Annotated in this window: 22 protein-coding genes; 19 read left to right on the top strand and 3 right to left on the bottom strand. The window is 37.8% G+C overall.

Annotated features, from left to right (window positions below; translation table 11 throughout):
- The first annotated feature begins 177 nt into the window (after window positions 1–177).
- From E7274_RS01265 to E7274_RS01235, 7 genes are all read left to right on the top strand, one after another.
- A complete protein-coding gene (locus E7274_RS01265; RefSeq protein WP_304173045.1) occupies window positions 178–351 on the top strand; it encodes a hypothetical protein in 174 nt (57 codons plus the stop codon).
- A complete protein-coding gene (locus E7274_RS01260; protein ID WP_304173043.1) occupies window positions 345–710 on the top strand; it encodes a DUF6547 family protein in 366 nt (121 codons plus the stop codon). The genes E7274_RS01265 and E7274_RS01260 overlap by 7 nt, the downstream gene beginning before the upstream one ends.
- 408 nt (window positions 711–1,118) lie before the next feature.
- Complete coding sequence (locus E7274_RS01255; RefSeq protein WP_304173042.1) at window positions 1,119–1,256, top strand: hypothetical protein; 138 nt, start codon at window positions 1,119–1,121, stop codon at window positions 1,254–1,256.
- A gap of 75 nt (window positions 1,257–1,331) precedes the next feature.
- A complete protein-coding gene (locus E7274_RS01250) occupies window positions 1,332–3,209 on the top strand; it encodes a DUF2075 domain-containing protein (protein ID WP_304173040.1) in 1,878 nt (625 codons plus the stop codon).
- Window positions 3,210–3,372: 163 nt separating this feature from the next.
- On the top strand, window positions 3,373–3,963 hold the full coding sequence (locus E7274_RS01245) for a class I SAM-dependent methyltransferase (RefSeq protein WP_304173038.1): 591 nt from the start codon (window positions 3,373–3,375) through the stop codon (window positions 3,961–3,963).
- A gap of 59 nt (window positions 3,964–4,022) precedes the next feature.
- The gene (locus E7274_RS01240; RefSeq protein ID WP_442960408.1) at window positions 4,023–6,443 is read left to right on the top strand and encodes a DEAD/DEAH box helicase family protein; all 2,421 of its coding nucleotides are present in this window, start codon (window positions 4,023–4,025) and stop codon (window positions 6,441–6,443) included.
- Window positions 6,444–6,459: 16 nt separating this feature from the next.
- Window positions 6,460–7,410: a hypothetical protein gene (locus E7274_RS01235; RefSeq protein ID WP_304173034.1), complete on the top strand. Its 951-nt coding sequence runs from the start codon at window positions 6,460–6,462 to the stop codon at window positions 7,408–7,410.
- Between the two features lie 426 nt (window positions 7,411–7,836).
- On the opposite strand, the gene E7274_RS01230 is transcribed toward E7274_RS01235, so the two are convergent.
- Window positions 7,837–9,012: an IS110 family transposase gene (locus E7274_RS01230; RefSeq protein WP_304173032.1), complete on the bottom strand. Its 1,176-nt coding sequence runs from the start codon at window positions 9,010–9,012 to the stop codon at window positions 7,837–7,839.
- Between the two features lie 260 nt (window positions 9,013–9,272).
- On the opposite strand from E7274_RS01230, the gene E7274_RS01225 reads away from it, so the two are divergent.
- From E7274_RS01225 to E7274_RS01200, 6 genes are all read left to right on the top strand, one after another.
- Window positions 9,273–9,797, top strand: a complete 525-nt coding sequence (locus tag E7274_RS01225; RefSeq protein ID WP_304173030.1) for a pyridoxamine 5'-phosphate oxidase family protein — start codon at window positions 9,273–9,275, stop codon at window positions 9,795–9,797.
- Window positions 9,798–9,881: 84 nt separating this feature from the next.
- Window positions 9,882–10,823: a DUF4037 domain-containing protein gene (locus tag E7274_RS01220; RefSeq protein ID WP_304173028.1), complete on the top strand. Its 942-nt coding sequence runs from the start codon at window positions 9,882–9,884 to the stop codon at window positions 10,821–10,823.
- Window positions 10,824–10,838: 15 nt separating this feature from the next.
- Window positions 10,839–11,138 carry a hypothetical protein gene (locus E7274_RS01215; RefSeq protein WP_304173026.1) on the top strand — a complete coding sequence of 100 codons (300 nt, stop codon included), beginning with the start codon at window positions 10,839–10,841 and terminating at the stop codon, window positions 11,136–11,138.
- A gap of 162 nt (window positions 11,139–11,300) precedes the next feature.
- The gene (locus E7274_RS01210; protein WP_033154292.1) at window positions 11,301–11,558 is read left to right on the top strand and encodes a hypothetical protein; all 258 of its coding nucleotides are present in this window, start codon (window positions 11,301–11,303) and stop codon (window positions 11,556–11,558) included.
- Between the two features lie 52 nt (window positions 11,559–11,610).
- Window positions 11,611–12,348 carry an AlkZ-related protein gene (locus tag E7274_RS01205; protein WP_304173024.1) on the top strand — a complete coding sequence of 246 codons (738 nt, stop codon included), beginning with the start codon at window positions 11,611–11,613 and terminating at the stop codon, window positions 12,346–12,348.
- Window positions 12,345–12,890 carry an NAD(P)H-dependent oxidoreductase gene (locus E7274_RS01200; RefSeq protein ID WP_304173022.1) on the top strand — a complete coding sequence of 182 codons (546 nt, stop codon included), beginning with the start codon at window positions 12,345–12,347 and terminating at the stop codon, window positions 12,888–12,890. The genes E7274_RS01205 and E7274_RS01200 overlap by 4 nt, the downstream gene beginning before the upstream one ends.
- Before the next feature lie 45 nt (window positions 12,891–12,935).
- Here E7274_RS01200 and E7274_RS01195 read toward each other — a convergent pair whose 3' ends face one another.
- Both E7274_RS01195 and E7274_RS01190 read right to left on the bottom strand, forming a co-directional pair.
- The gene (locus E7274_RS01195) at window positions 12,936–14,090 is read right to left on the bottom strand and encodes a hypothetical protein (protein WP_304173020.1); all 1,155 of its coding nucleotides are present in this window, start codon (window positions 14,088–14,090) and stop codon (window positions 12,936–12,938) included.
- A 76-nt stretch (window positions 14,091–14,166) separates the two neighbouring features.
- Window positions 14,167–15,993 carry a family 43 glycosylhydrolase gene (locus E7274_RS01190; protein WP_304173018.1) on the bottom strand — a complete coding sequence of 609 codons (1,827 nt, stop codon included), beginning with the start codon at window positions 15,991–15,993 and terminating at the stop codon, window positions 14,167–14,169.
- 115 nt (window positions 15,994–16,108) lie between these two features.
- Between E7274_RS01190 and E7274_RS01185 the strand changes: the two genes are divergently transcribed.
- The 6 genes from E7274_RS01185 (at window position 16,109) to ltrA (ending at window position 22,329) form a co-directional block, all read left to right on the top strand.
- Window positions 16,109–16,846, top strand: coding sequence for a YdcF family protein (locus E7274_RS01185; RefSeq protein WP_304173016.1), 738 nt, complete (start codon window positions 16,109–16,111; stop codon window positions 16,844–16,846).
- 54 nt (window positions 16,847–16,900) lie between these two features.
- On the top strand, window positions 16,901–17,170 hold the full coding sequence (locus E7274_RS01180) for a hypothetical protein (RefSeq protein WP_044937899.1): 270 nt from the start codon (window positions 16,901–16,903) through the stop codon (window positions 17,168–17,170).
- A 23-nt stretch (window positions 17,171–17,193) separates the two neighbouring features.
- The gene (locus tag E7274_RS01175) at window positions 17,194–17,493 is read left to right on the top strand and encodes a hypothetical protein (RefSeq protein WP_304173014.1); all 300 of its coding nucleotides are present in this window, start codon (window positions 17,194–17,196) and stop codon (window positions 17,491–17,493) included.
- A 472-nt stretch (window positions 17,494–17,965) separates the two neighbouring features.
- The gene (locus tag E7274_RS01170) at window positions 17,966–18,730 is read left to right on the top strand and encodes a class I SAM-dependent methyltransferase (RefSeq protein WP_304173012.1); all 765 of its coding nucleotides are present in this window, start codon (window positions 17,966–17,968) and stop codon (window positions 18,728–18,730) included.
- Window positions 18,731–18,953: 223 nt separating this feature from the next.
- On the top strand, window positions 18,954–20,372 hold the full coding sequence (locus E7274_RS01165) for an IS1182 family transposase (RefSeq protein WP_304173010.1): 1,419 nt from the start codon (window positions 18,954–18,956) through the stop codon (window positions 20,370–20,372).
- Between the two features lie 562 nt (window positions 20,373–20,934).
- On the top strand, window positions 20,935–22,329 hold the full coding sequence (gene ltrA / locus E7274_RS01160) for a group II intron reverse transcriptase/maturase (protein WP_304173008.1): 1,395 nt from the start codon (window positions 20,935–20,937) through the stop codon (window positions 22,327–22,329).
- The last annotated feature ends 44 nt before the right edge of the window (window positions 22,330–22,373 follow it).

Raw genomic sequence — 22,373 nt, 5'->3', positions numbered from 1 at the left:
TTTTAGGAAAGGAAAATTCGGGAGCTCACGACTTCTGGAAGAAGGTACGTTGCATGAAGGTATGAAAAAGGTATAAAGAATGGTTGATTAAGGTGTTTAGGAAAAAGCCAGAGTCGTAACCAGAAGAGATAGAAATATCTTTTTTACAGGAATACATTACGATTTAGGGAGATGGGTTTGGAAGATAAGTACCTATTTCTAGATGGTGATGGAGAATTAGGTTTTTACATAGACAATGAAACAGGCAAGATTGTTAACTGGGGTTCTGATAACTGTGAAGTTTATCCTGAGGCAGATGATTTAGAGACTTTTATCATGGCACAGCTTGAGGATGGAAAAGAGAATTGGTAAATATTGATATGAATAAAGGATTAGATTTATATAAAGCATTTATTGATGGATTAGTTGAAAGAAAAGATGGCGCTTTAGAAAAGTGGATTATGGGTAGTGGATATCCAAACACAGATGAAAATAAGGATATAAATGAGCTGCTAGGCTCCTTATCTGATGAGCAAAAGAGTATAATAGCAAAGATGGTTTCTGATGCTCGAATTGGCGGAATTCATGATACGTTAGCTTATTTAAATGAAAAGATGGATTGTGATGATTTAGCTCTTATACAAGATGGAGAGGCTTTTCCATATGACCATTTCTTTAGTATGAACTATGATTTTATTGCTAGATGCATAGGGGATGAATGGCCAGAGTAATGGGATATGTCGCTGGTAATACGTTACCAGTCTGAAGACGTGGAATTTTGGAGCCCAGATGGTGACATATTTGATTAAGGATTAAATGATAACGGCAGCTCTATACGAGCTGCCGTTATCTGTTAGTTTTTGGGCGGGCGTCCAATAGCTCCCGCATCTCTCGGAGTTACCTCCTGTCAAACCATCGGCGTGTAGACGTGGACGAATTCTTCTACCTCCAAAAACCTAGTAGTTGTATTTACAATAATATCATGAATAAATTTTTTGTAAAGAATAGCTTGCTATGAAACATTTAACGTTTTAATCACAGGCTGGTGCTATTATACATCCATGGAGGGATGAGCTTTGGATGCTATGGTACCAGTTAAAGATGATTAAGAAGCTGCAAATGAATACTTCGAAGTATATATGTTGCTGCGAGCTGCGCTGAGAGAGGGCAAGATTGAAACCACTGATGTGGAAGAATATCTGGCATATAAGGAACGAATGCTTCCAAAGAAAGCTAGGGAAATTGCGCAGGAGATGATTTTGAAAATAAACAATTAATTTTGTGCTATAATATCCCTAGTTATTCAACAAACAATATATCGCATATACGATTTACATAGGGAGCTATTTATAATGATTGTTTACGATGGGGTAAAAACAGATTTTCTAAAGAGCTGTGAGAATGATTCTATAGCGCTGGAGATAGAGCAGAATATTCTTTCAAAAATGGGGCGACATACTCCTAAAGCAGAATTTCGTTCATGGGAAAACTCACTTAACTATATGTACAAGGTTTTAAATGATGATGAGATTCCTAATGATTCCGGCATAGCTATCGAGTTCAACATTCCACAGACTTCTAAACGAGTTGATTTCATCATTTCTGGTTACAACGATTCCCGGGAACCAAATATGATTATCGTAGAGCTCAAGCAATGGGACGAGCTTAAAGCCGTAGAGGGTGTAGATGCGCTTGTTGAAACATACACTGGTGGTGCAGTCAGAAAGGTGGTGCATCCATCGTATCAGGCTTGGAGCTATGCGCAGTTAATCAAAGATTATAATGCGTCAGTTCAGGATAGACGAGTGAAATTGCATCCTTGTGCTTGTATGCATAATTATGTTCGTCAGAAAGATGATCCTGTCGATGCGGCACAGTATAAAGACTATTTAGAAGATGCCCCTGTATTTACAAAGGGACATGCTTCTGATTTACGAAAATTTATAAAGCAATCTATTGTTTATGGTGATAAGAAAGATATTTTATATCTTGTGGATCATGGCAAGATTCGTCCATCCAAGAGCTTGCAAAATTCTATTGCATCAATGCTTAAGGGCAATAAAGAGTTCATTATGATTGATGAGCAAAAGGTTGCATATGAAGAAATCTTGCGACTTTCATTGATGTGCCAGAAGGATTTTAAGAAACGTACTATTATTGTAAAAGGTGGTCCAGGTACAGGTAAATCTGTTATAGCTGTAAACCTTTTGGCGGAACTTACATTACGAGACCAGATGGTACAGTATGTTTCAAAGAATAGTGCACCACGTCAGGTTTATCTGCAGAAGCTTAAGGGAGAGATGAAGAAAAGCTCTGTTGATAATATGTTCAAGGGCTCAGGTACATATACGGAAACAGGATTGAATGTCGCACACACTTTGCTAGTTGATGAAGCTCATAGACTGAATGCGAAATCTGGTATGTTCCATAATAAAGGAGAAAACCAGATTAAGGAGATAATCCATTCAGCATATTGCAGCGTATTCTTTATAGATGAGAGTCAAAGAGTAACAATGGATGACATTGGTTCTGTTGAAGAAATTGAAAAATGGGCTAGAGAAGAAGAGTCAGAATTGTCATATCTTGAATTGCAATCACAGTTTAGATGTAATGGTTCTGATGGATATTTGGCTTGGCTGGATGATGTTTTGGATATAAGAGAAACTGCCAATTATGATCTAGAAGGAATTGATTATGATATTCGAATTCTAGATTCTCCTATGGAAGTGCGCGAATTGGTTATACAGAAGAATAAATCTTCTAATCGAGCGCGTATATTGGCTGGCTACTGCTGGGAATGGTTAAAGGCCGAGCAAAACAATACTAATTATCATGATATCAAGATAGATGATTTTGAAATGAGCTGGAATCTTGGTGGAGGCGAACCATTTGCAGTAAGTGACACATCTGTAAATGAGGTTGGTTGCATTCATACATCTCAGGGACTGGAGTTTGATTACGTTGGTGTTATCATTGGTGATGACATGAGATATGAGAATGGAAAAGTTGTTACAGACTTTACTCGTAGAGCTAAGACTGATCAATCCTTAAAAGGTATTAAGAAGCTTTATAAAGAAGACCCTGAGCTTGCTAAGCAGAAGGCAGATGAAATAATCAAAAACACCTACAGAACATTGCTCACTAGAGGAATGAAAGGGTGCTATATATATTGTACCGACAAGAATATGGAAGAATATTTAAAGAAAAGGCTAGAGATGTGCCATAAATAGGGAATATATATTAGCTAGTAACCAGAGAGAGTCTACGGGCTCTCTTTTTTATTACATAGTTTGTTAGAATTTGTAACTTAATGGACAATATTCGATTGAAAGTGTTGAGTTTTAAGAATATACTAAATATAGTGCGTACGCAGATATTTATAGAGGTGTTTTAATGAATATTGTAAATACGTTAGCTTATTATGACGATAAAGCAAAGGAATTTTGTGAGAATACTGTAAATGCAGATGTATCGCCTCAGCGAGACAGATTTCTATCTAATTTGACCAAGGGCAATAGAATTCTTGACTTTGGTTGCGGATCAGGTAGAGATACAAAAGCATTTTTAGAGCTGGGATATGAAGTAGAGGCAATAGATGGATCGAAAGAGCTTTGTAAAGTTGCTTCAGAATATACAGGAATAGAAGTTAAGAATATGTTCTTTAATGAACTAGATGCTGTAGAAAGATATGATGGCATTTGGGCATGTTCATCAATTCTTCATGTTTCGAAAGAAGAATTAAAAACTGTTCTTAAAAAAATGGTTATTGCCTTAAAAGTCGGTGGGGTTATTTATACATCTTTTAAATATGGCGATTTCGAAGGTGAGCGAAATGGAAGATATTTCTCTGACTTTACTGAAGAATCCTTCAGGGAGTATATTTCAGATTGTCCAGAGATGCAAATTATAGATATATGGATTACAGGTGACGTAAGACCTGGACGAGGAGAAGAAAAATGGTTGAACCTAATTTTGAAAAAATAGGTGATAACATACAGGGGGATTTAAATAATACATTGAGTATAGACATTGAACCATTTGCAATGACTGGTGACGTTAACAGTGGAACACAGTTATATGCAAAACTTATAGCAAGTTTTGGCAATGCAAAGCAGGTTGATATTATTGTGTCTTTCTTGATGGAATCTGGCGTTAAAATGCTTTTAGGGCAGTTAGAAAAGTCAATTAATGCTGGTACGAAAATACGAATTCTTACAGGTAATTATCTTGGAATTACTCAGCCTTCAGCTCTTTATATGATTAAGCGTGAGCTAGGCGATAGAGTGGAATTAAGATTCTATAATGACTCAAGCAGATCATTTCATCCTAAGGCTTATATATTTCACTATGCAACACATGGTGAAATATTTATAGGTTCTTCAAACATTTCCAGAAGTGCTTTGACATCGGGAATTGAATGGAATTACAAATTTAGCACAATTTCAGACGAGGCAAATTTTAATAAGTTTTGTGAGACTTTTGAAGATTTATATGAGAATCATTCAATAGAAGTGACAGGAGATGTACTTCGTGAGTATTCAAAAAATTGGCATAGACCTGCAGCGGCAAAAGATTTAGATAGATACGATGAGGCTGAATTAGATAAAGATACAAAAGTTAAAATGCTCTATGAACCAAGGGGAGCACAAATTGAAGCTCTTTGTGCTTTGGAAAATACTAGAGCAGAGGGTGCTACAAAAGCTTTGGTCCAGGCTGCAACAGGAGTTGGCAAAACTTATTTAGCAGCATTTGATTCAAAAGAGTATAAGCGAGTTTTGTTTGTTGCACATAGAGAAGAGATTTTAAAGCAAGCCGCGGTTTCTTTTCGTAATGTTAGAAATTCAGATGATTATGGATTCTTTAATGGTGATGAAAAATGCACTGGTAAATCAGTTGTATTTGCTTCAGTAGCGACTCTTGGAAATGAGAGATACTTAAGTCCGGAGTATTTTACTGCAGATTATTTTGATTACATTGTGGTTGATGAATTCCATCATGCGGTAAATGAGCAATACAAGAGGATAGTAGAATACTTTAAGCCCAAATTCTTGCTTGGGCTGACTGCTACTCCAGAGCGAATGGATGGTAGAAGTATTTATGAACTCTGCGATTACAATGTGCCTTACGAGATTTCATTGTATGAGGCTATTAATAAGGGAATGTTGGTTCCATTCCACTATTATGGAATATATGATGATACCGACTATTCGAAGCTGCATGTTGTAAGAGGCCGTTATGACGAGAAAGAATTAAACGAAACTTATATCGGAAATGTTCATCGTCATGATTTGATATACAAATATTATCGCAAATACGAATCTGATAGAGCATTAGGCTTCTGCTGTTCACGAGCGCATGCTGAGGAAATGGCCAAAGAGTTTTGCTTACGTGGCATACCAGCAGTTGCTGTATATAGTGATGCAAATGGAGAGTATTCTGAGGAAAGAAATGTGGCAATAGCAAAGCTTAAGGCCGGGGAGATAAAAGTAATATTTGCAGTAGATATGTTTAATGAAGGTGTTGATATTACTTCGCTAGATATGGTCATGTTTTTGCGCCCAACAGAATCTCCGATTGTTTTCTTGCAGCAATTAGGACGTGGATTAAGAAAATCAAAAGGTAAAGACTATTTGAATGTACTGGATTTTATCGGTAATTATGAGAAGGCTGGAAAGGTTAGGTTTTTCTTAAGCGGCAAGCATTCACATACTTATGATAAAAACTCAGGACGACCATCAAAGAATGATATTCCAGATGATTGCTTGATAGATTTTGATATGCGTCTCATTGATTTATTTAATGAGATGGAACGCAAGCAAAAGAAACTCAAGGATTTGATTAATGATGAGTTTTATAGAGTAAAAGACCTTATTGGTCATAGGCCATCGCGTTTGGAACTTTTTACTGAGATGGATGATGAAATATATCAGCTTACTTTAAAGAATTCGAAGGCAAATGTATTTAAAGGATATTTGGATTATCTGAGCGCGCTTGGTGAGCTTAATGATGAAGAAAAGTCTTTCTGTAATGGATTGGGTAAAGACTTTATTTCATTAATCGAAACAACAAACATGACTAAGGTATACAAGATGCCTGTCCTCATGGCCTTTTATAACAAGGATGATGTATTGATGAAAGTCAATGATAATCAGCTACTTGCTAGTTGGAAAGAGTTCTTTAACACAGGTAAGAACTGGCGTGATTTAGATTCAGACAGCACTTATGAGCAATATAAGTCAATTTCTGATGCTGAGCATATAAAGAAGATTCATAACATGCCAGTTAACTTCCTGCTTAAGTCAGGTAAAGGATTCTTTGTAAGTAATGAGGATTCACCGATTGCACTGTGTGATGAAATGAAAATGTTGCAAGGTAATAGGGTACTGTCTGAGCAGATGAAGGATGTAATTGAGTATAGGACTATGGATTACTATAGGCGAAGGATGGCGAATCCTTCAAAATAATATGCTGGAGGTAGAAATGAAGAAATGCTTAAATGCTGTTATTATATGCATTTGTATTTTGGTAAGTGGGTGTACTAATGAGGAGAATGAAGTAGTTATAAATGTGGACGATATTCCCTCAGATGAAATATCTATGATTTGTGGCACATATTTAGGTGAGAATCAAAGTGTATTACTGGTATATGCAGATGGAACAGCTGCTTATTATTATGATGGGTATTCAAATGTTGGAGACTCAGATGATGTATGGATGTTTAAGGATGGAATATTAACGTGGTATTCATATAAAATGCATTGCAATATAACAAATGATTATACTGAATATGATTATGAAAATAGCGATTCTCTTTCATACAAGATGTACATGTTTAAGTCTGATTCATTAAATTGGACTGATGAATATTATGTAAAAATTTCTGATTCTATCGAGGCAATGACTGACGATGATTGTAAAGAATTAATTGCTAGTTTTTCTTTTCCTAGAGTTTTGTCAGAGCAAGAAGCGAATAATCTTCGTTATGAAAAAGAAAAGAAAATGAATGAACAATTTTCAATAGCCAAGGGATTAGTTGAAGCATACAATGCTAAACATTCTGATTCTCCCGTAACAGGGGATAATGTTATAAAAAGAGAAAATGGTGCTGGGCCAGAGATTCATTTATATAAGAATGATATTGAGATAATTGTTTCATTTGGAGAATATCATAATGCATATTGCATAATTACTACAGTAGAAGATGAGGAATACTTTATTGAAGAAGCTTCTGAATGGGCTAATGCAATATTGGACTACGAAGAAATTGAATATAACGAAGAAGATGTTGAAAAAGATATCAGAGACATGGTAGATAATCCTTATGTTAATAGTGATTTTGGTTATGATGACGATGCATGGATGTGTAAAAAGGGTGGCTCACACCCATGGATTGGAGATTATACGTATTTTCTTGGAAATAGTTTTAAGTAATTGAAATGGTGTCAGGCACTTTTTTGTAGATGAGTTTTCTTATTTTAAGGTGATGATAAAAATTAATTTAAAGAATCCAAAATTATAAAGCCGCCATGGGAGATATTTGAATCAGTACTAATAGTTTTTATAGTAATTATCTAAAATAAAGTTAATCAAAACATATACGATATTTTCTATTAAAAGAAAACACATAATGCTATTAGTAAGAGTGGTGTTTATATTAAGTATTAAATTACGTATTGTTGATAATTGGATATAGAATAAGACTAACTATTAAAGAAAGTCAATAAAAATGTTTTAAAACAGAAATGTTTTGAATATAGCGGCGGTGACTATATCATTGCAATCAGTACATTGAAAATTGCATGACAAATAGAGCATCAAGTAATGGTGCTCTGACAAGAAGATATGATATTGGAATGATTAGACGGCTTCTATGTATTGTTGCCCTGAGGTTTCGAGTTTATAAATGACTCGAACAAGCTTCTTTGTAGCGTGTGATAATGCAACATAATAATGTTTGCCCTCGGATCGCTTTTTAGCTAAATAAGCTTTGAATGTTGGATCCCATAAGCAGACATAGGTTGTTGCATTGAACAAAGCATATCGAAGATACCGGGAGCCACGTTTTTCCATTCTTGAATGGCAGTTATCTAATTGACCAGATTGATAGGTGGAAGGAGACATACCGGCATAGGCAAGTATCTTATCGGGAGAATCAAACTGACTGAAATCACCTATTTCAGCGAGGATCATTGCGCCCATACGGTAGCTGATTCCTGGGATACTAAGGATTGGTGAATTAATCTTATCCATGATGATTTTGATTTCGTTTTCAATTTCTTCAATCTCGGAATCTAGTTCGCGAATAAGCTTTATGGTGTGTTTGAGTTCTAGCGATTTAGCTGGCATATTTGAACCGATAGAAGTTCTGGCAGCTTCTCTGAATGTAATAGCAGTATTTTTTGTGTAATGACCTTTTGAAGCTGTTTCGACAAGATTAGCCAGCCTTGTAAGATGAGCACTGGCAACATACTTCGCACCAGGGAATTCGTATAGAAGCTCATATACTGAATTCATATGAAGAGTTGGAACAAGTTTTTCTATTTCAGGGAAAAGGATGCAGACAAGTCTTGAAATGGAGACCTTAAGCTTTGCACGTTCTTTGACTTTGTCAAAGCGATAACGAGTTAGTGACTTAAGTTCTTCGTTATGATACGATGTGTCTGAGTAGGACTTTAAGTTCACGTCAGACATTAGCATAGAAGCAATTGTTCGGGCATCTACTTTATCCGTTTTGGTCTGTCTAAGGCTTAGACTTTTTCTGTACAGATTTGTATGTAACGGATTGATAACGTAGGTAGGCAAACCTTTATCAAGAAGATATCCAAGAAGATTGTAACTATAGTGTCCAGTGGCTTCTAGCCCTACTTTTACTTTAGAAACATCTTCCATAACGGATTCTATTTTCTGATAAAGTTCATCGAACCCATCGAGGTTGTTGGTGATGGTGAAGGGCTTAAAAAGAACTTCTCCATCAGTGTTTGTGATAAAGCAATCATGCTTATCTTTAGCGACATCAATTCCTACAAAAAGCATATAGAACCTCCTTAAGATAGTATTGATACTGTTTTAAGATCCACAGGGCTCTTTGCAATCGTAACCTACTTCTTGATAAACCGTCATGCGGTAACTAACTGATTAACAAATAAACAAAGAGACTGTGGTTGGAGCCTTGTTTAAACCATCTAGTGGTAGGGGGAATACACCAATCCACAGCATCTTAAAATAGCATAGTCGAACCTGTAGAAAAGGTAAAGAAAGACTATGACTTTATATAATAGTAGGGGGAATATATAATGTGGGAGATGGATTACGATGCGGCAGCATCACATTGGGAAAAGAAGGACGCGGACTCAGTTCATATGGAGCCAACAGCATTAAAAGAAAAGATTGAAGCTTTTATCGGTGCTCATAATACATGTGCGCTGGCTACAGCTTCTAGGGATTGTGTGCGCAACACACCTATTGAATATAACTATGTAGATGGAAACTTTTACTTTTTCTCCGAGGGTGGCTTGAAGTTCAGAGGGCTGAAGGAGAACAAGAATGTGGGCATTGCCATTTTTGAACCTTACGGTGGTTTTGGCCAGCTGAAAAGTTTGCAGGTGCAGGGAGTTGCGTCTATGGTGGAGCCATTTTCGGATGAGTATCTGAAGCTGATGGAGCACAAGAAGATTCCTGTGGAGGTTATGAAGAAATTGCCGCAGCCTATGAACTTGATTAAGGTTGAGCCATCTTCATTTGACTATCTGGATTCAGAGTTGAAGAAGGATGGGTTCGGGAGTAGGCAGCATTTTTCTGGCCCTGGAAGGGCCCGCTAGGAATGGTACAATTGTTTTTGTTGCTAAAAAAATTGCGGATAAGATAGGTGCTGATACATTATATAGAGGATAAATGGCGGAATAATGCGAAATACTGAATTTGAAAAGAGTCGTCGGTTTTATGAAAATCAAGTGGCTCCTATGATACATGAAAAGTTTCCTAAATATGAATCAAGAATAGCGGTAGGCTTAGTTGGCGAGGGATCTGATTGTTTTGGTTATGATGATTACATGTCTAGAGACCATGATTTTGGTACTGGCGTGTGCCTATGGCTTACCGACGAGGACTTTGATGAAATAGGATGCCTTTTGTCTATAGCATATAATGAGCTTGCTATGCAGTATGGCGGTGAAAAGCTAACAGAACGACTTCAAGAGCGAAGAGGGGTTATGACTATAAGGTCATTTTACTCAAACATTCTTTATATTGATTGCAACACTAAAGACTGTATTCTTACGGAAAATGATTGGCTTAATCTAGAACACAGTTGTCTTGCTACAACAACAAATGGAGAAGTCTTTAGAGACGATTTGGGGGAATTTACAAGATTCAGGAATCTTCTTTTAAGCTATTATCCAGATAGCATTTGGAGAAGAAGAATAGTAAATGAGCTTCATCAGTTTTCAGCAGCTCTTCAGGTAAATTATGCTAGATGCATGACTAGAAATGATATTGTGGCAGCGGAGCTTTGCAGAGCAAAAGGTCTGGAGGCAGCTATGGAGCTTTACTTTTTGCTTAATAGAAAATTTGCGCCATACTATAAATGGACTTATAGAGCTTTATCTGAACTAGAAAATGACGGTGAATATGCAATGCTTGTCAAAAAGCTTGCCTCTACTGTAAGCGATGATGCAGCATGGAGATTTAATACATATAATCCTAGAAGCATCAATATGAAAGATAAGGTAATAGCTACTGCTGAAGAAATAGCAAAAGCAATAGTTGAGCTTCTTAATAAAAACGAGTTGATAGAAGGTGGCGACTCATACTTGGAAATATACATAAATGATATTTTACAAGTATGAAGGCCAGGGCAGAATATGGTAAATAGGAAAAGATGTACGCAAAAAGAAATAGGAATAGTAAAAGAGGTACGAGGAAAAAGCAATCATGTCACCTTAATGACTGTTGCATATTTGATTGATGGCGTAGAGTACGAAATCACAGAAAAGTTAAAATATAAAGGTGAAGCTATAAAAATAGGGCCTATTCCTATTGGACAAAGACGTTTCCCTGTAATAGGAACAAAAAAGGTGATGGATGAAGTAGAAATTTGCTATAATCCTGAAAATCCTGCCGAGGCTTATATAGTCGGAAACGATGGAATTTGGACAGCTTAAATATGAATATTTCTCTTTTTCCTACGGGTGAAATGTCCTATTTGAAATTTGAACCGTAGGATTTCAATTTTCTTCCTGATTTTAGGTTTAGCGGCAACAGCAAGACTTATTTCCTTACTCGAGATAGTATAGAGTCATGATTTATTAAAGTGGAGGATAATTATGGCATTTATTGGAATTGTATTAGTAACATTATTGATGATGGCAGCATTCTTTGCTGTTGTTGGAGTGGTACTGTTTCTCATTGGGCTGGCTATCACAGCTATTATCAGCAGTGCTGTCCTTGCCAACACCGGCAAGCCTCTTAGTGAATCTAAGAGAAAGAAAACCTTAGTTATAGTACTTCTTATTGCTGCTGCGCTGGCGCTGATTCCATCAGGCTTTGTAATCTATCAGTTTGTAGCTATGTTTTTGATGTAGGGGGCCTGCCTTAGGGCTTTTTTGATTGGTTAGAATGGGGGATATTAAATTAATGCCTAATGAAAATGGTACATGGGTAATGTATGGAGTGGAATGGGATGATCCAGAATGTTTACATACAGTTGATGAAGCAATTGAATATATAAATGAAATCGGATTTCTGCCTCTATTTAAGAATGAAATTCCCGGATTTTCACTAGAAGAGCGCACAGTTCCCGAATATTGGTGGAGTGGCAATCCAACACTTGATCCATGGGAATGGAGAGAAATAATAGCACGTCGTGGTGACATTGCCTATGGTAAATTTTTCAATAAGAAAGCTGGATTTATTTCAAAGGAATGGTTTCCATATTTTGCTAACTACAGGCGTGATGGCTATGATTTTGATGCTCTATGGGATGATGAAAAAGCTTCAAGACGCCAAAAGAAAGTTATGGATGTTTTAGAAATCTGTGATGAAATATATTCTAATGAATTGAAACAAAAAGCAGGCTTTGGCAAAGGCGGCGAAAAAGGCTTTGATGGTACAATCACTGACCTTCAGATGATGACCTATCTTACAGTACGTGATTTTAGGCAACGCAAGAACAAAATAGGCGAAGCTTATGGTTGGCCTATCGCCATATATACTAAGCCTGAAAATATCTATGGGCGTGACCATGTGGCATCTTTATATAGTATGAATCCGGCAGAATCTGGAAAAGCTATAGCTGAGCATATTATGGAAGTATATCCTATAGCAACTGAAAAACAGATTAGAAAGATTTTACGGGGGTTGATAAGAGTATGATTTTATTTATTAACGCATGTGTAAGAGAAGAATCGCGAACAGAAGTTTTAGCAAAGGCTTTGCTTTCTAAGCTAGGAGATTATGAAGAAGTAAAGCTTGAGGATATCGATTTTCCAAAGACAGATGAGGCTTTCTTAAAGAAAAGAGATTCGCTAATTGCTGCTGGTACGTTTGATGATTCAATGTTTACGCTGGCCCTTCAGTTTGCAAAGGCAGAGACAATTGTTATCGCAGCACCTTATTGGGATTTATCATTTCCAGCTGTGCTTAAGCAGTATATAGAGCACATCAATGTCCTTGGTATTACGTTTGAGTATACTCCAGAAGGCATCCCAAAAGGACTATGCAAAGCAAGTAAGCTGTATTACGTAATGACAGCAGGTGGTACCTATGTTCCGGAAGAATTCGGGTTTGGATATATAAAATCCCTAGCAGAAAATTTTTATGGAATCAATGATATAGAATTGATAAAAGCAACTGGGCTGGATATCTACGGCGCTGATGAAAAGTCTATTTTAAAAGAAGCTGTGGACAGGTTGTAGAGTATATAAAGAAGGCGAGGCCTTGGCCTCGCCTTTTTGTTGGAATTACCAATGGGTTTTATGCTCGTCGATTACAGTCTTAGTTTCTGCGTTCACTAAATAAAAGCCTTTTAGAGAGGCTTCAGTTTGGCCAAGGGAATTGCCGTCCTCATCCAATGGCTCTGCTTCAAGCACGAGCTCGAGGCAGTCGTTTCCTTGGTCGTCTTGTTTTATTCCGTTGTCATATAGCACGTAAACATATTCGTCGTCGCGGGCGACGGTGCCCTTTACATAGCCTTTGGCGTTGAAGTCAAGCTCCACGGAAAAATCGGATATGACGCCCTCTTGAACCAGGTAGTTACAAAGGATAATCATGTGATTCATGATGGTGACGTCGTCCATATATTCTTCGGAGTCGTCAATCATATACTGGGAGCTATCGTCAACATAGTCTGATTCGTACGAAGGGATGTATTCTGTGTCTTCAATTACCTCATCTGTGCTTGTATCTAAGCCGAAACCAAAGTTTATTGCGTCATAAAGCCAAATGTAGTTTGGTACAAATGACAGGATTGTAATCACTATAAGCAGGGCTTTTTGCAGCTTTGAGAGCTTGGCTTTGCCAGTCTTTTTCAAAGATATGATGTATGCAATCATAGCCACAATTGTTGGGATAATCAGAGTTAAGCCCACAGTGGATATGAGGGCGGCGATGCCTACTGTGATTTTCGGAAATCCGAACCAATAATAGTTGTCGTATGGTGCGCCTACAAAGCCGATGCTAAAAGCGAAAATCCAGAACATTATCAGCAATTTGAATGGATGATTCTTTTTTGCATTGTCGGGAAGCTTGGCAGCAATTTCATCTTTGGTTTGCTCTTTTCCGCGGATGATGTTTATGAGCAGGTGCTTCGATAAATCGTGGTAGAAGTCGATTAGGTCCGGCCTGCTAAGGCGGTAGGCTTTGTTGATGCTATGAAAAATATAGGCGATGTCGATGCCTGCAAAAAACAGAATGATGGCCGGGGCAAGCAGTATGCAAGCGTAGTTGTATATCCATCGCTGCAGGTAATCCCAGTGCCTATAAAATATTTGGAAATATACCAGGAATAATGCTGCTGCACCGTAGAGCTTTATGATACGGGACACCAGTAATGTTTTGGCGGCAAGGCGGGCGCCATCGCCGGTTGGTTGAAGTTCGTCTGTGTTGTTAGTTTCCATTATTATTCCCCTTTTGAAGTTTTGTATATACAAAGCTTAGTACAGGAGGGGGAAAAGTGCAATGAACTCCTTTAATCTATCTAACCTTTACAACTTGCCCTTTTGTAATCCCAACTTCATTAAACGAATCAACCCTAGCGTATACAGATTGTCCTTTTACAAGTGCTGCGATATTCTGGCAGTTTTTGCCAAATACCATATAACTGTGATACAGCTTATCTTCAGCATATCCCCATAAAATATTATGTCCTAGTGCAGAATCATTATCCCAGCTCACCATCATATCCATTTCGGTTTCATTATTGTAATCATATTTTACTCCGGATGCAGGCTGTGGTACATTTCCGTTGCCTTTACCGAATATACGAATTCCAGAGACTTTTATTTTCTGATTGAATGGGACTTCCAACACAGTCAATTTAATATATCTAAAGGATTTAAATTCTTTTAAATCAATAAAATCGTTTGCAAGGTCGATATCGGATTTTGATTTATCACAAAGAATTTCATAGTTAATGCCGTCAATTGAGCCTTCCAAAATCCATTTTGTAGCACGAGGTTTCTCGTCAATATATCTGATTTCATGAGCGATTAGTCTATCTGCATCTGCCGGTATTTCATCAATAATATCCTGATCAGCAAAATTAAGTTGAATCATGCGAACATTCATAACTTCGCCTAAATCTACCTGTGCCCATTCATTATTTGATGTGTCAGCAATCCACCAGTCCCTGATACATTCATTTGTTAAATTTTCCTTGCATGTACCAGATGACACTTTGACATTCTTTTTATAGGAAAGAAGCATGAAATCAGGATCAGCAAAAGCAGGTGCATCAACATTTATTGGCCAATCTCCATACATCTGGTCACAATATAAATCATTGTCTTTATCAAAACCTGCTTTCCAAAGCCCCAAACGTCTTTCCATATCGTTATTTACTGAAATTGATATTGATGCAGTGTGCCAATATTTCCCATCTGAGCCAGCTACTGTAGATCCATGTCCAGCTCCATTAGCAAATCCACCGGGCTTATATGAGAATGGATTATTAGCTGCATATTTAAAAGGCCCCAAAGGATTATCGCTTACAAGCACACCGTCATTGTAGACATTAACTTGGGTAGCAGGGCATGCATATTGCAAATAGTATTTTCCATTATGCTTAGTCATATAAGCTCCCTCAATGTAAGGATCGTCACCGGCAAATCCTCTTGCGAGACGTCTAACATCATCTTCTGTGATTAGTCCTTCATTATGACGATTTTCTTCTGGCATCTTCATTAAATCTGCAAAAATAGCCTCTGTAGCTGCAGCTATACCTTCAGGTGTTTTACCACTGACGTGATCCATTCCACTTCGCTCATAGCCGCGGTTCTTATTATCCATATTAAACATAACCTGTTTTTCGCCTATAGGTTTCATGGTCTTTGAATCAAGTTCGACACCCCAAATCGGAGTGATATTAGAGCAACCCCAATATAAATATATTCTTCCGTCATCATCGCAGAAAAGATTAGGATCCCAAAATGCAAATGAACCTTTTATTTCTTCAAATGGCTCATTAATTGGGTCCTTTGATCTATAGAAATTACAAATGCCAGAACGCTTTGATGCGCAAAAATATAAATAATCGCCAATCGCTCTAACATCAGGTGCATAGTCAAAAATAGGAATAGGTTTATCTAGCCTATGATATTCCCAATCTATCAGATTCTCGCTAACAAAGAATCCTGCTGTCATAGAGGGAAATAAGTAATACTTTCCCTTAAAAAATTCCATAATAGGGTCTGCAGCCTCTCTGTATATGGCTAGCTTTGCATCACCTAGCCCTGGCATATTAGGCTTTTGATAATTATATTTGTATGGCAAATTCATAGGATTGCAAAAATACTTACTCATTGTCCATTACCTCCAATTTTATTATCATTAATTTTATATTATAATCTTATAAAAATGATTGACATTTCTTATACAGAATACGTCTTTTTTTCTTAAATTTGAAAGGGAAAGAGTAATGCGAAAATTAAGAATAGTTTATGCACTTTTAGTCATTCTTTCAGCATTGTATTCAATTGCTGTATACATGGTGGGAAGTGGCACATTTTCATTTATTATATGGGTCTTTGCAGCTATATTTTTTGGCTTCTTATATCTGATGGACAAGAAAAAATTATGGCCCAAAGTACCTAAAGCGATAAGACTTGTTTTCAGAATTATTGTAGCCACTTGCATCGGCATTTTCATCATATGCCAGGGATGTATACTCACTCAGTTCTTTTCAAAAGGAGAGAACGGAGCAGATTACATTATTGTCCTGGGCGCGCAGATGAAAGACTGGGGACCAAGTGTAGTCTATAAGGCAAGGCTTGATTCTGCAGTTGATTATTTGAATAGTAATCCTGACACGAAGGTAATTGTTACTGGTGGCCAGGGCGTCAACGAATCCATCGCCGAAGGTGAAGGCGGGAAGATTTATCTTATTGAACAAGGCATATCAGAAGATAGAATTATAGTTGAAAGTGAGTCACGAGATACAGAGCAAAATATCAGCAATGCAATGAATCTTGTGGAGGTATCAGATGATATGAAAATCGGCATCGTCACAAACAATTTCCATGTATTCAGAGGAGTGATGATTGCAAAGCGCTACACTGATGCTGATGTGACAGGCATTGCTGCGTTCACAGAATACCAGTATCTTCCTAACAATATGGTGAGGGAGACCTTTGGGATTTTGAAGGATATTTTTTAATAGGTCGTCATACCTGTTAATGACAATTAGATTATAGATTGAGAGGATAGTTAGATGTATTATGTTCCAGATGGCACAGAATTAGCAGGCTTTTATGAATGCTCTGAATGTGCAAACAGATTTTTATCAGTTCAGGTTGGTCCTAGTTTGGTTTGTCCTTACTGTGGTAAGGAGCCAGATATGGAAATTGGACCAGATGAAGAAATGCCAGTGGTTAAGGAAACAGCAAAGCTTTTGCAGGTTGTTAGAGGCGAAGAAGAGGTTGAGCGTATGGATGCACTTCTTTCATTAGCTGTCACCGGTGGCGATTATAATTGGATGTAGAAAGAATGGAGATATAAATATTTATGGGATTTTTTTCAGAGATAGATGGAGAGCTTAAGCCATCGGATGAATATATAGCTACTCATAAGCTGGAGGGCTATGAAGAGGGCGACATGGAGCATGACGACTATGAAGTAGAGGATGATGAAGTTGCCATGTCTCTTATGAGAAAATGCAAGGATTGCGGCAAAGCCTTTACTTTGGCTGGCGCCATTAAGGAATTTGATTCCTATTTTGATGGCGAGTTTTTCTACATGGAAGAATTCGTCGGCCAGCTTTGTGGCAAATGCGCTATTGATGATGTAGAACAGGATTTTGATTAGGCGAGACATTTAGCCTTGTTATTATTCGAATATTGTATGGCGAGGCTGGGGCCTCGCCTTTTTTGTGGTCGTTTTATTCTAAAATATGCCTTTTTCAATTTAAAAGTATTAAAGGGGAGTATTTTTCAATTTTAATACTCGATGATTTGCTATTTATGGATAAATGCTACAGAATGTGTATTTATAAATCACGTCAAAGTATTAAAACAAAGTTATTTAAATATTTAATACTTGGGGACATTGTGAATATAAGGGGGCTAGGACAAATCAGGTATTAAAAATTCAATTAAGGCTGTTTTAATACTTTTAAGTTGGGAGAGAGGTCGATTATCCATTAAATAGGCATTAAATTATATAAAGAATTTGAGATATCACCCTTTAAACCATGTCAACTTATAATTTGAGTTAGACATACCTAACTAAAAGTAGTATTATGAGATAAAACTAATACTATTTAAGAGTGGAGGGTAATATGAAACCAGATTACAAAAATTGGATGCCTAAGGGAATGATTCTGGGAGTGTTGACTGTATCAGTATTTTTTCTTGTGCTGACGTACTTTACTTTTTACAGAACACCATTGGGAAAAGTTTTTTTGGCACTAACAGTGATATTTTTATTGTGTAGCATATGGATGTATTTGATGTATAGAGCTTTCTCATATGATGGAAAGCGACAGATGTCAAAGCAAATAATTAATGGCGTTTCTTCATATGTCAGCATTCCAGCAGGCGGAAAATGTCTTGATGTTGGCTGCGGAAGCGGTGCGTTGAGTATTGCATGTGCAATGAAAAATCCTGAGGCTGAGATCACAGGAATCGATAGATGGGGTAAGGAATATGCATCCTTTAGCAAGTCGCTCTGCGAGAACAATGCAAAAGCTGAGGGCGTTAATAATACCACATTCCAGCAGGGAGATGCTTGTTCTCTTGATTTCCCAGATGAAACATTTGATGCAGTTACAAGCAACTATGTTTATCACAATATACCTAGCAAAGATAGGCAGGCAATACTTTTAGAGACACTGAGAACTCTCAAGAAGGGTGGTACTTTCGCTATTCATGACATCATGTCTAAAAGCAAATATGGTGATATGGAAAGTTTTGTTAAAAAACTGAAGGATATGGGGTATGAAGAAGTAAAGCTTGTAGATACAACAAATGGAATGTTCATGAGCAAATGGGAGTCAGTATGGATGGGCCTGAGCGGCTCCACAATTCTTATGGGAAGAAAATAGGCTAGATATTAAAAAGGCGAGGCATTTAGCCTCGCCTCAGAGTGTAGACAAAGTGTCGCGGCTTCCGCCGCGACCTTTTCTTTTTTAATAAGGAGGAACTGGAGTCAGAGGACTCCAGTTCTTTCATTTTTAAACCAACTTATACCTTAGAAAGCCTTGATTTTACAAGCTTTCTAGCCACTTTTTTGATATAATAAAACTATCAAAACAAGGGGTTAGAATAATGATTACAGAACAAAATGAGAAGGCTAGAAAGCAGATTGAATTTGTATGTACTGATGATTTAGTTCCTCAAGATCATCTTCTAAGAATCATAGATAAAGCAATTGATTGGTCTTTTATTTATGATTTAGTCAGAGATAAATATTCTCCTGATCAGGGGCGTCCAAGTATTGATCCTGTCACTCTAATCAAAATCCCATTGATTCAATATTTATACGGAATTAAAAGCATGCGCCAGACTATAAAAGAGATTGAGGTGAATGTTGCTTTTAAATGGTTTCTTGGGCTTGAACTTTACGATAAGGTTCCTCATTTTTCAACCTTCGGTAAGAACTATTCAAGAAGATTCGAAGGTACTGATTTATTTGAGCAAATCTTTCAGCACATCTTGGAAGAATGCTATCGCTTCAAACTTGTTGACCCAACAGAAATTTTTGTTGATGCAACTCATGTAAAAGCAAGAGCTAATAATAAAAAGATGCAACGAAGAATCGCTCAGCAGGAAGCATTGTTTTATGAAGAGATGCTAAGAAAAGAAATATCATCAGATAGAGCTGCTCATGGTAAAAAGCCATTGAAAGATAAAGATGATGATAACCACTCATCTGGTTCGTCAGGAGGTAATGATAAGTTTGAAGAATACACTGATGATGTTCCATTGGATGGTAAAACAATCAAATGTAGCACTACTGATCCTGAAAGTGGTTGGTTTAGAAAGGGTGAGCACAAACATGTCTTTGCTTATGGAATAGAAACTGCCTGTGATAAAAATGGGTGGATTTTAGGTTTTGATGTTAATCCTGGCAATGAGCATGACAGCAGAACTTTCAAAGGTCTGTATGATAAGCTTCAAAATATTGGAATGGAAAAATGTGTTGTTGATGCAGGATATAAAACTCCAGCCATTGCGAAGTTATTACTCGATGATGGTGTAAAACCTGTTTTTCCATACAAAGCACCAATGACAAAAGATGGTTTCTTCAAGAAATATGAGTATGTCTATGATGAATACAACGACTGCTATATTTGCCCTAATAACCAAATATTAAAATACAGTACTACAAATAGAGATGGTTACAAGGAATACAAAAGTTGCAGTCACATATGCGAGAAATGTGAGTTCTTAGGACAATGTACAGCAAGTAAGAATCACGTAAAAGTTGTAAACCGTCATGTCTGGGAAGAATACATGGAAGCATGTGAAGATATAAGACAGACCTTAGGTATGAAAGAGTTATACTCTCACAGAAAAGAAACCATAGAAAGAATCTTTGGAACAGCTAAAGAGAATCATGGTTTTAGGTATACACAGATGTATGGTAAGGCGCGCATGACAATGAAAGTCGCGCTTACCTTTGCGTGTATGAATTTAAAGAAACTAGCAAAAATACAACAAGAATGGGAATTGAAAATGGCCTAAAGAAAGGCCATTTTTAACAAAAATCAAAAAAAGAATCTTGGAAAAAGGAAAGGATGCTGCAAAACCGAGTTTTGCAGCATCCTCTTTGTCGTGCGCCTAGCGGCGCACGTTTCTAACGGGTTAAAGTCCCGAATCCGCCCGGTAGTGGGAAGGATATAGCCGAAAGCAAGGGTGTTCGTCGCGAGGCGGAATCTGAAGGAAGCTGGATGTGGGGAACATACTAACCCACGGGCAAATCTCTGGTCTGACGTACAGAAATCTCATACGAGGTTACGCATGAGGGTAAGACTGCGACACAAGTTGAAGCCCGATAACTACACGGAATCATGCGTAATAAATGAGGCAGATGGATGGAGAGGAAGAAACGTGTGGTACCTAGGGAGGTCTGTGTGAAATGCTCTGAAAGGAGTAACCACCGTACAAGGAAACGAGGCGGTGCTGAACATGCAGAAGTCAGCAGAGGTCATAGTAGGGATATGGACATGGAAACATGGACATGCTAACCGAAGGACCGAATCAGTAGGAGTCTTAAGTATGACCGAGAAAGGAGGAATGACCGCTAATGGCAGAAAACATAGATAATAATGGCTGTTCGCAAAGAGATAGTGCGGAACACGAAGGGTATGCGAAAGCGCTTAGGTCATTCAATCGGATATGGAAAGAAAGAGACAGTGCACAGCCGAAGCTCTTGGAAGCGATACTGTATAAGGATAACTTTAACAGAGCGTACAAAAGAGTTAAGGCAAACAAGGGAGCGCCAGGTATTGATGGTATGACCATTGAAGAGGCACTTCCGTACCTTAAGGAACATCAACAGGAGTTAACTGACCGCATATACCGCGGCAAGTATACCCCATCGCCAGTCAGGCGAGTTGAGATTCCAAAACCAGATGGTGGTGTGCGCAAGCTTGGCATACCCACCGTGATAGACCGAACACTCCAACAGGCAATAACTCAACAGTTAGTGCCCATCTATGAACCATTGTTTGCGGACGGAAGCTACGGCTATCGTCCAAACAGAAGCGCAAAGGATGCTATACAGAAGGTAAAGGAATACGCAGAACAAGGTTACACTTTTGCGGTAATCTTGGACCTATCAAAGTATTTCGATACCTTGAATCATGAAATTCTTATCAATCTCCTCAGAAGGAATGTGAAGGATGAACGTGTAGTCCAACTAATAAAGCGCTATCTGAAAAGTGGGGTAATGGAAAACGGAGTGGTCACTGATACAGAGGAAGGTTCACCGCAAGGTGGAAATCTATCTCCGCTTCTTGCGAATATCTACCTCAATGAGTTCGACCAAGAGTTTCTGAAAAGAGGTGTGCCCTGTATAAGATATGCAGATGACATCGTTCTTCTTGCGAAAAGCAAAAGAGCATCAGAGAGACTCTTGGAAAGCAGTACTAAATATCTCGAAGAGAAACTGAAGCTAACGGTTAATCGAGAGAAAAGTCGTACTGTCAGTGTGTTTGCTATCCAAAATTTTAAATTCCTTGGCTTTGCATTGGGAAGGAACGGAAGTGGCATATATGTCCGAGTTCATCCAAAGTCATGGAAGAAGTTCAAGTCAAAACTGAAAGATTTATCTTCCCGTAAGTCTGTACAGTCCATCAAGCCAAGCCTAGAGAAAATCAAGGTGTATGCTAGAGGATGGCTTAACTACTATGGAATTGCCAGCATGAAGAACAACATAGATGACATTAATAAGTGGCTCTATCACAGAATACGCATGTGCATATGGAAACAGTGGAAACTTCCCAAGACAAAGAAGAGGAATCTTATTAAACTGGGGATACCCGAATACTATGCACATATCACAGCCAACAGCCGCAGAGGCTACTGGTTTGTGTCTGGTATGGGTGCGGTTAACCGTGCCTTATCAAAAGAAAGACTGATAAACAGTGGCTTTTATGATTTAGCCACAGCCTATCAGTCTGTGCACGTCAACTATTGAAAGCGCCGTATACCGAACGGTACGTACGGTGCTGTGAGAGGACG

Origin of the sequence: Pseudobutyrivibrio ruminis, from assembly GCF_015057245.1 — a bacterium.
Lineage (GTDB): Bacteria > Bacillota > Clostridia > Lachnospirales > Lachnospiraceae > Pseudobutyrivibrio > Pseudobutyrivibrio ruminis_E.
Note: the sequence above shows the minus strand (reverse complement) of the source record. Positions and strands in the feature narration are given on the sequence as shown.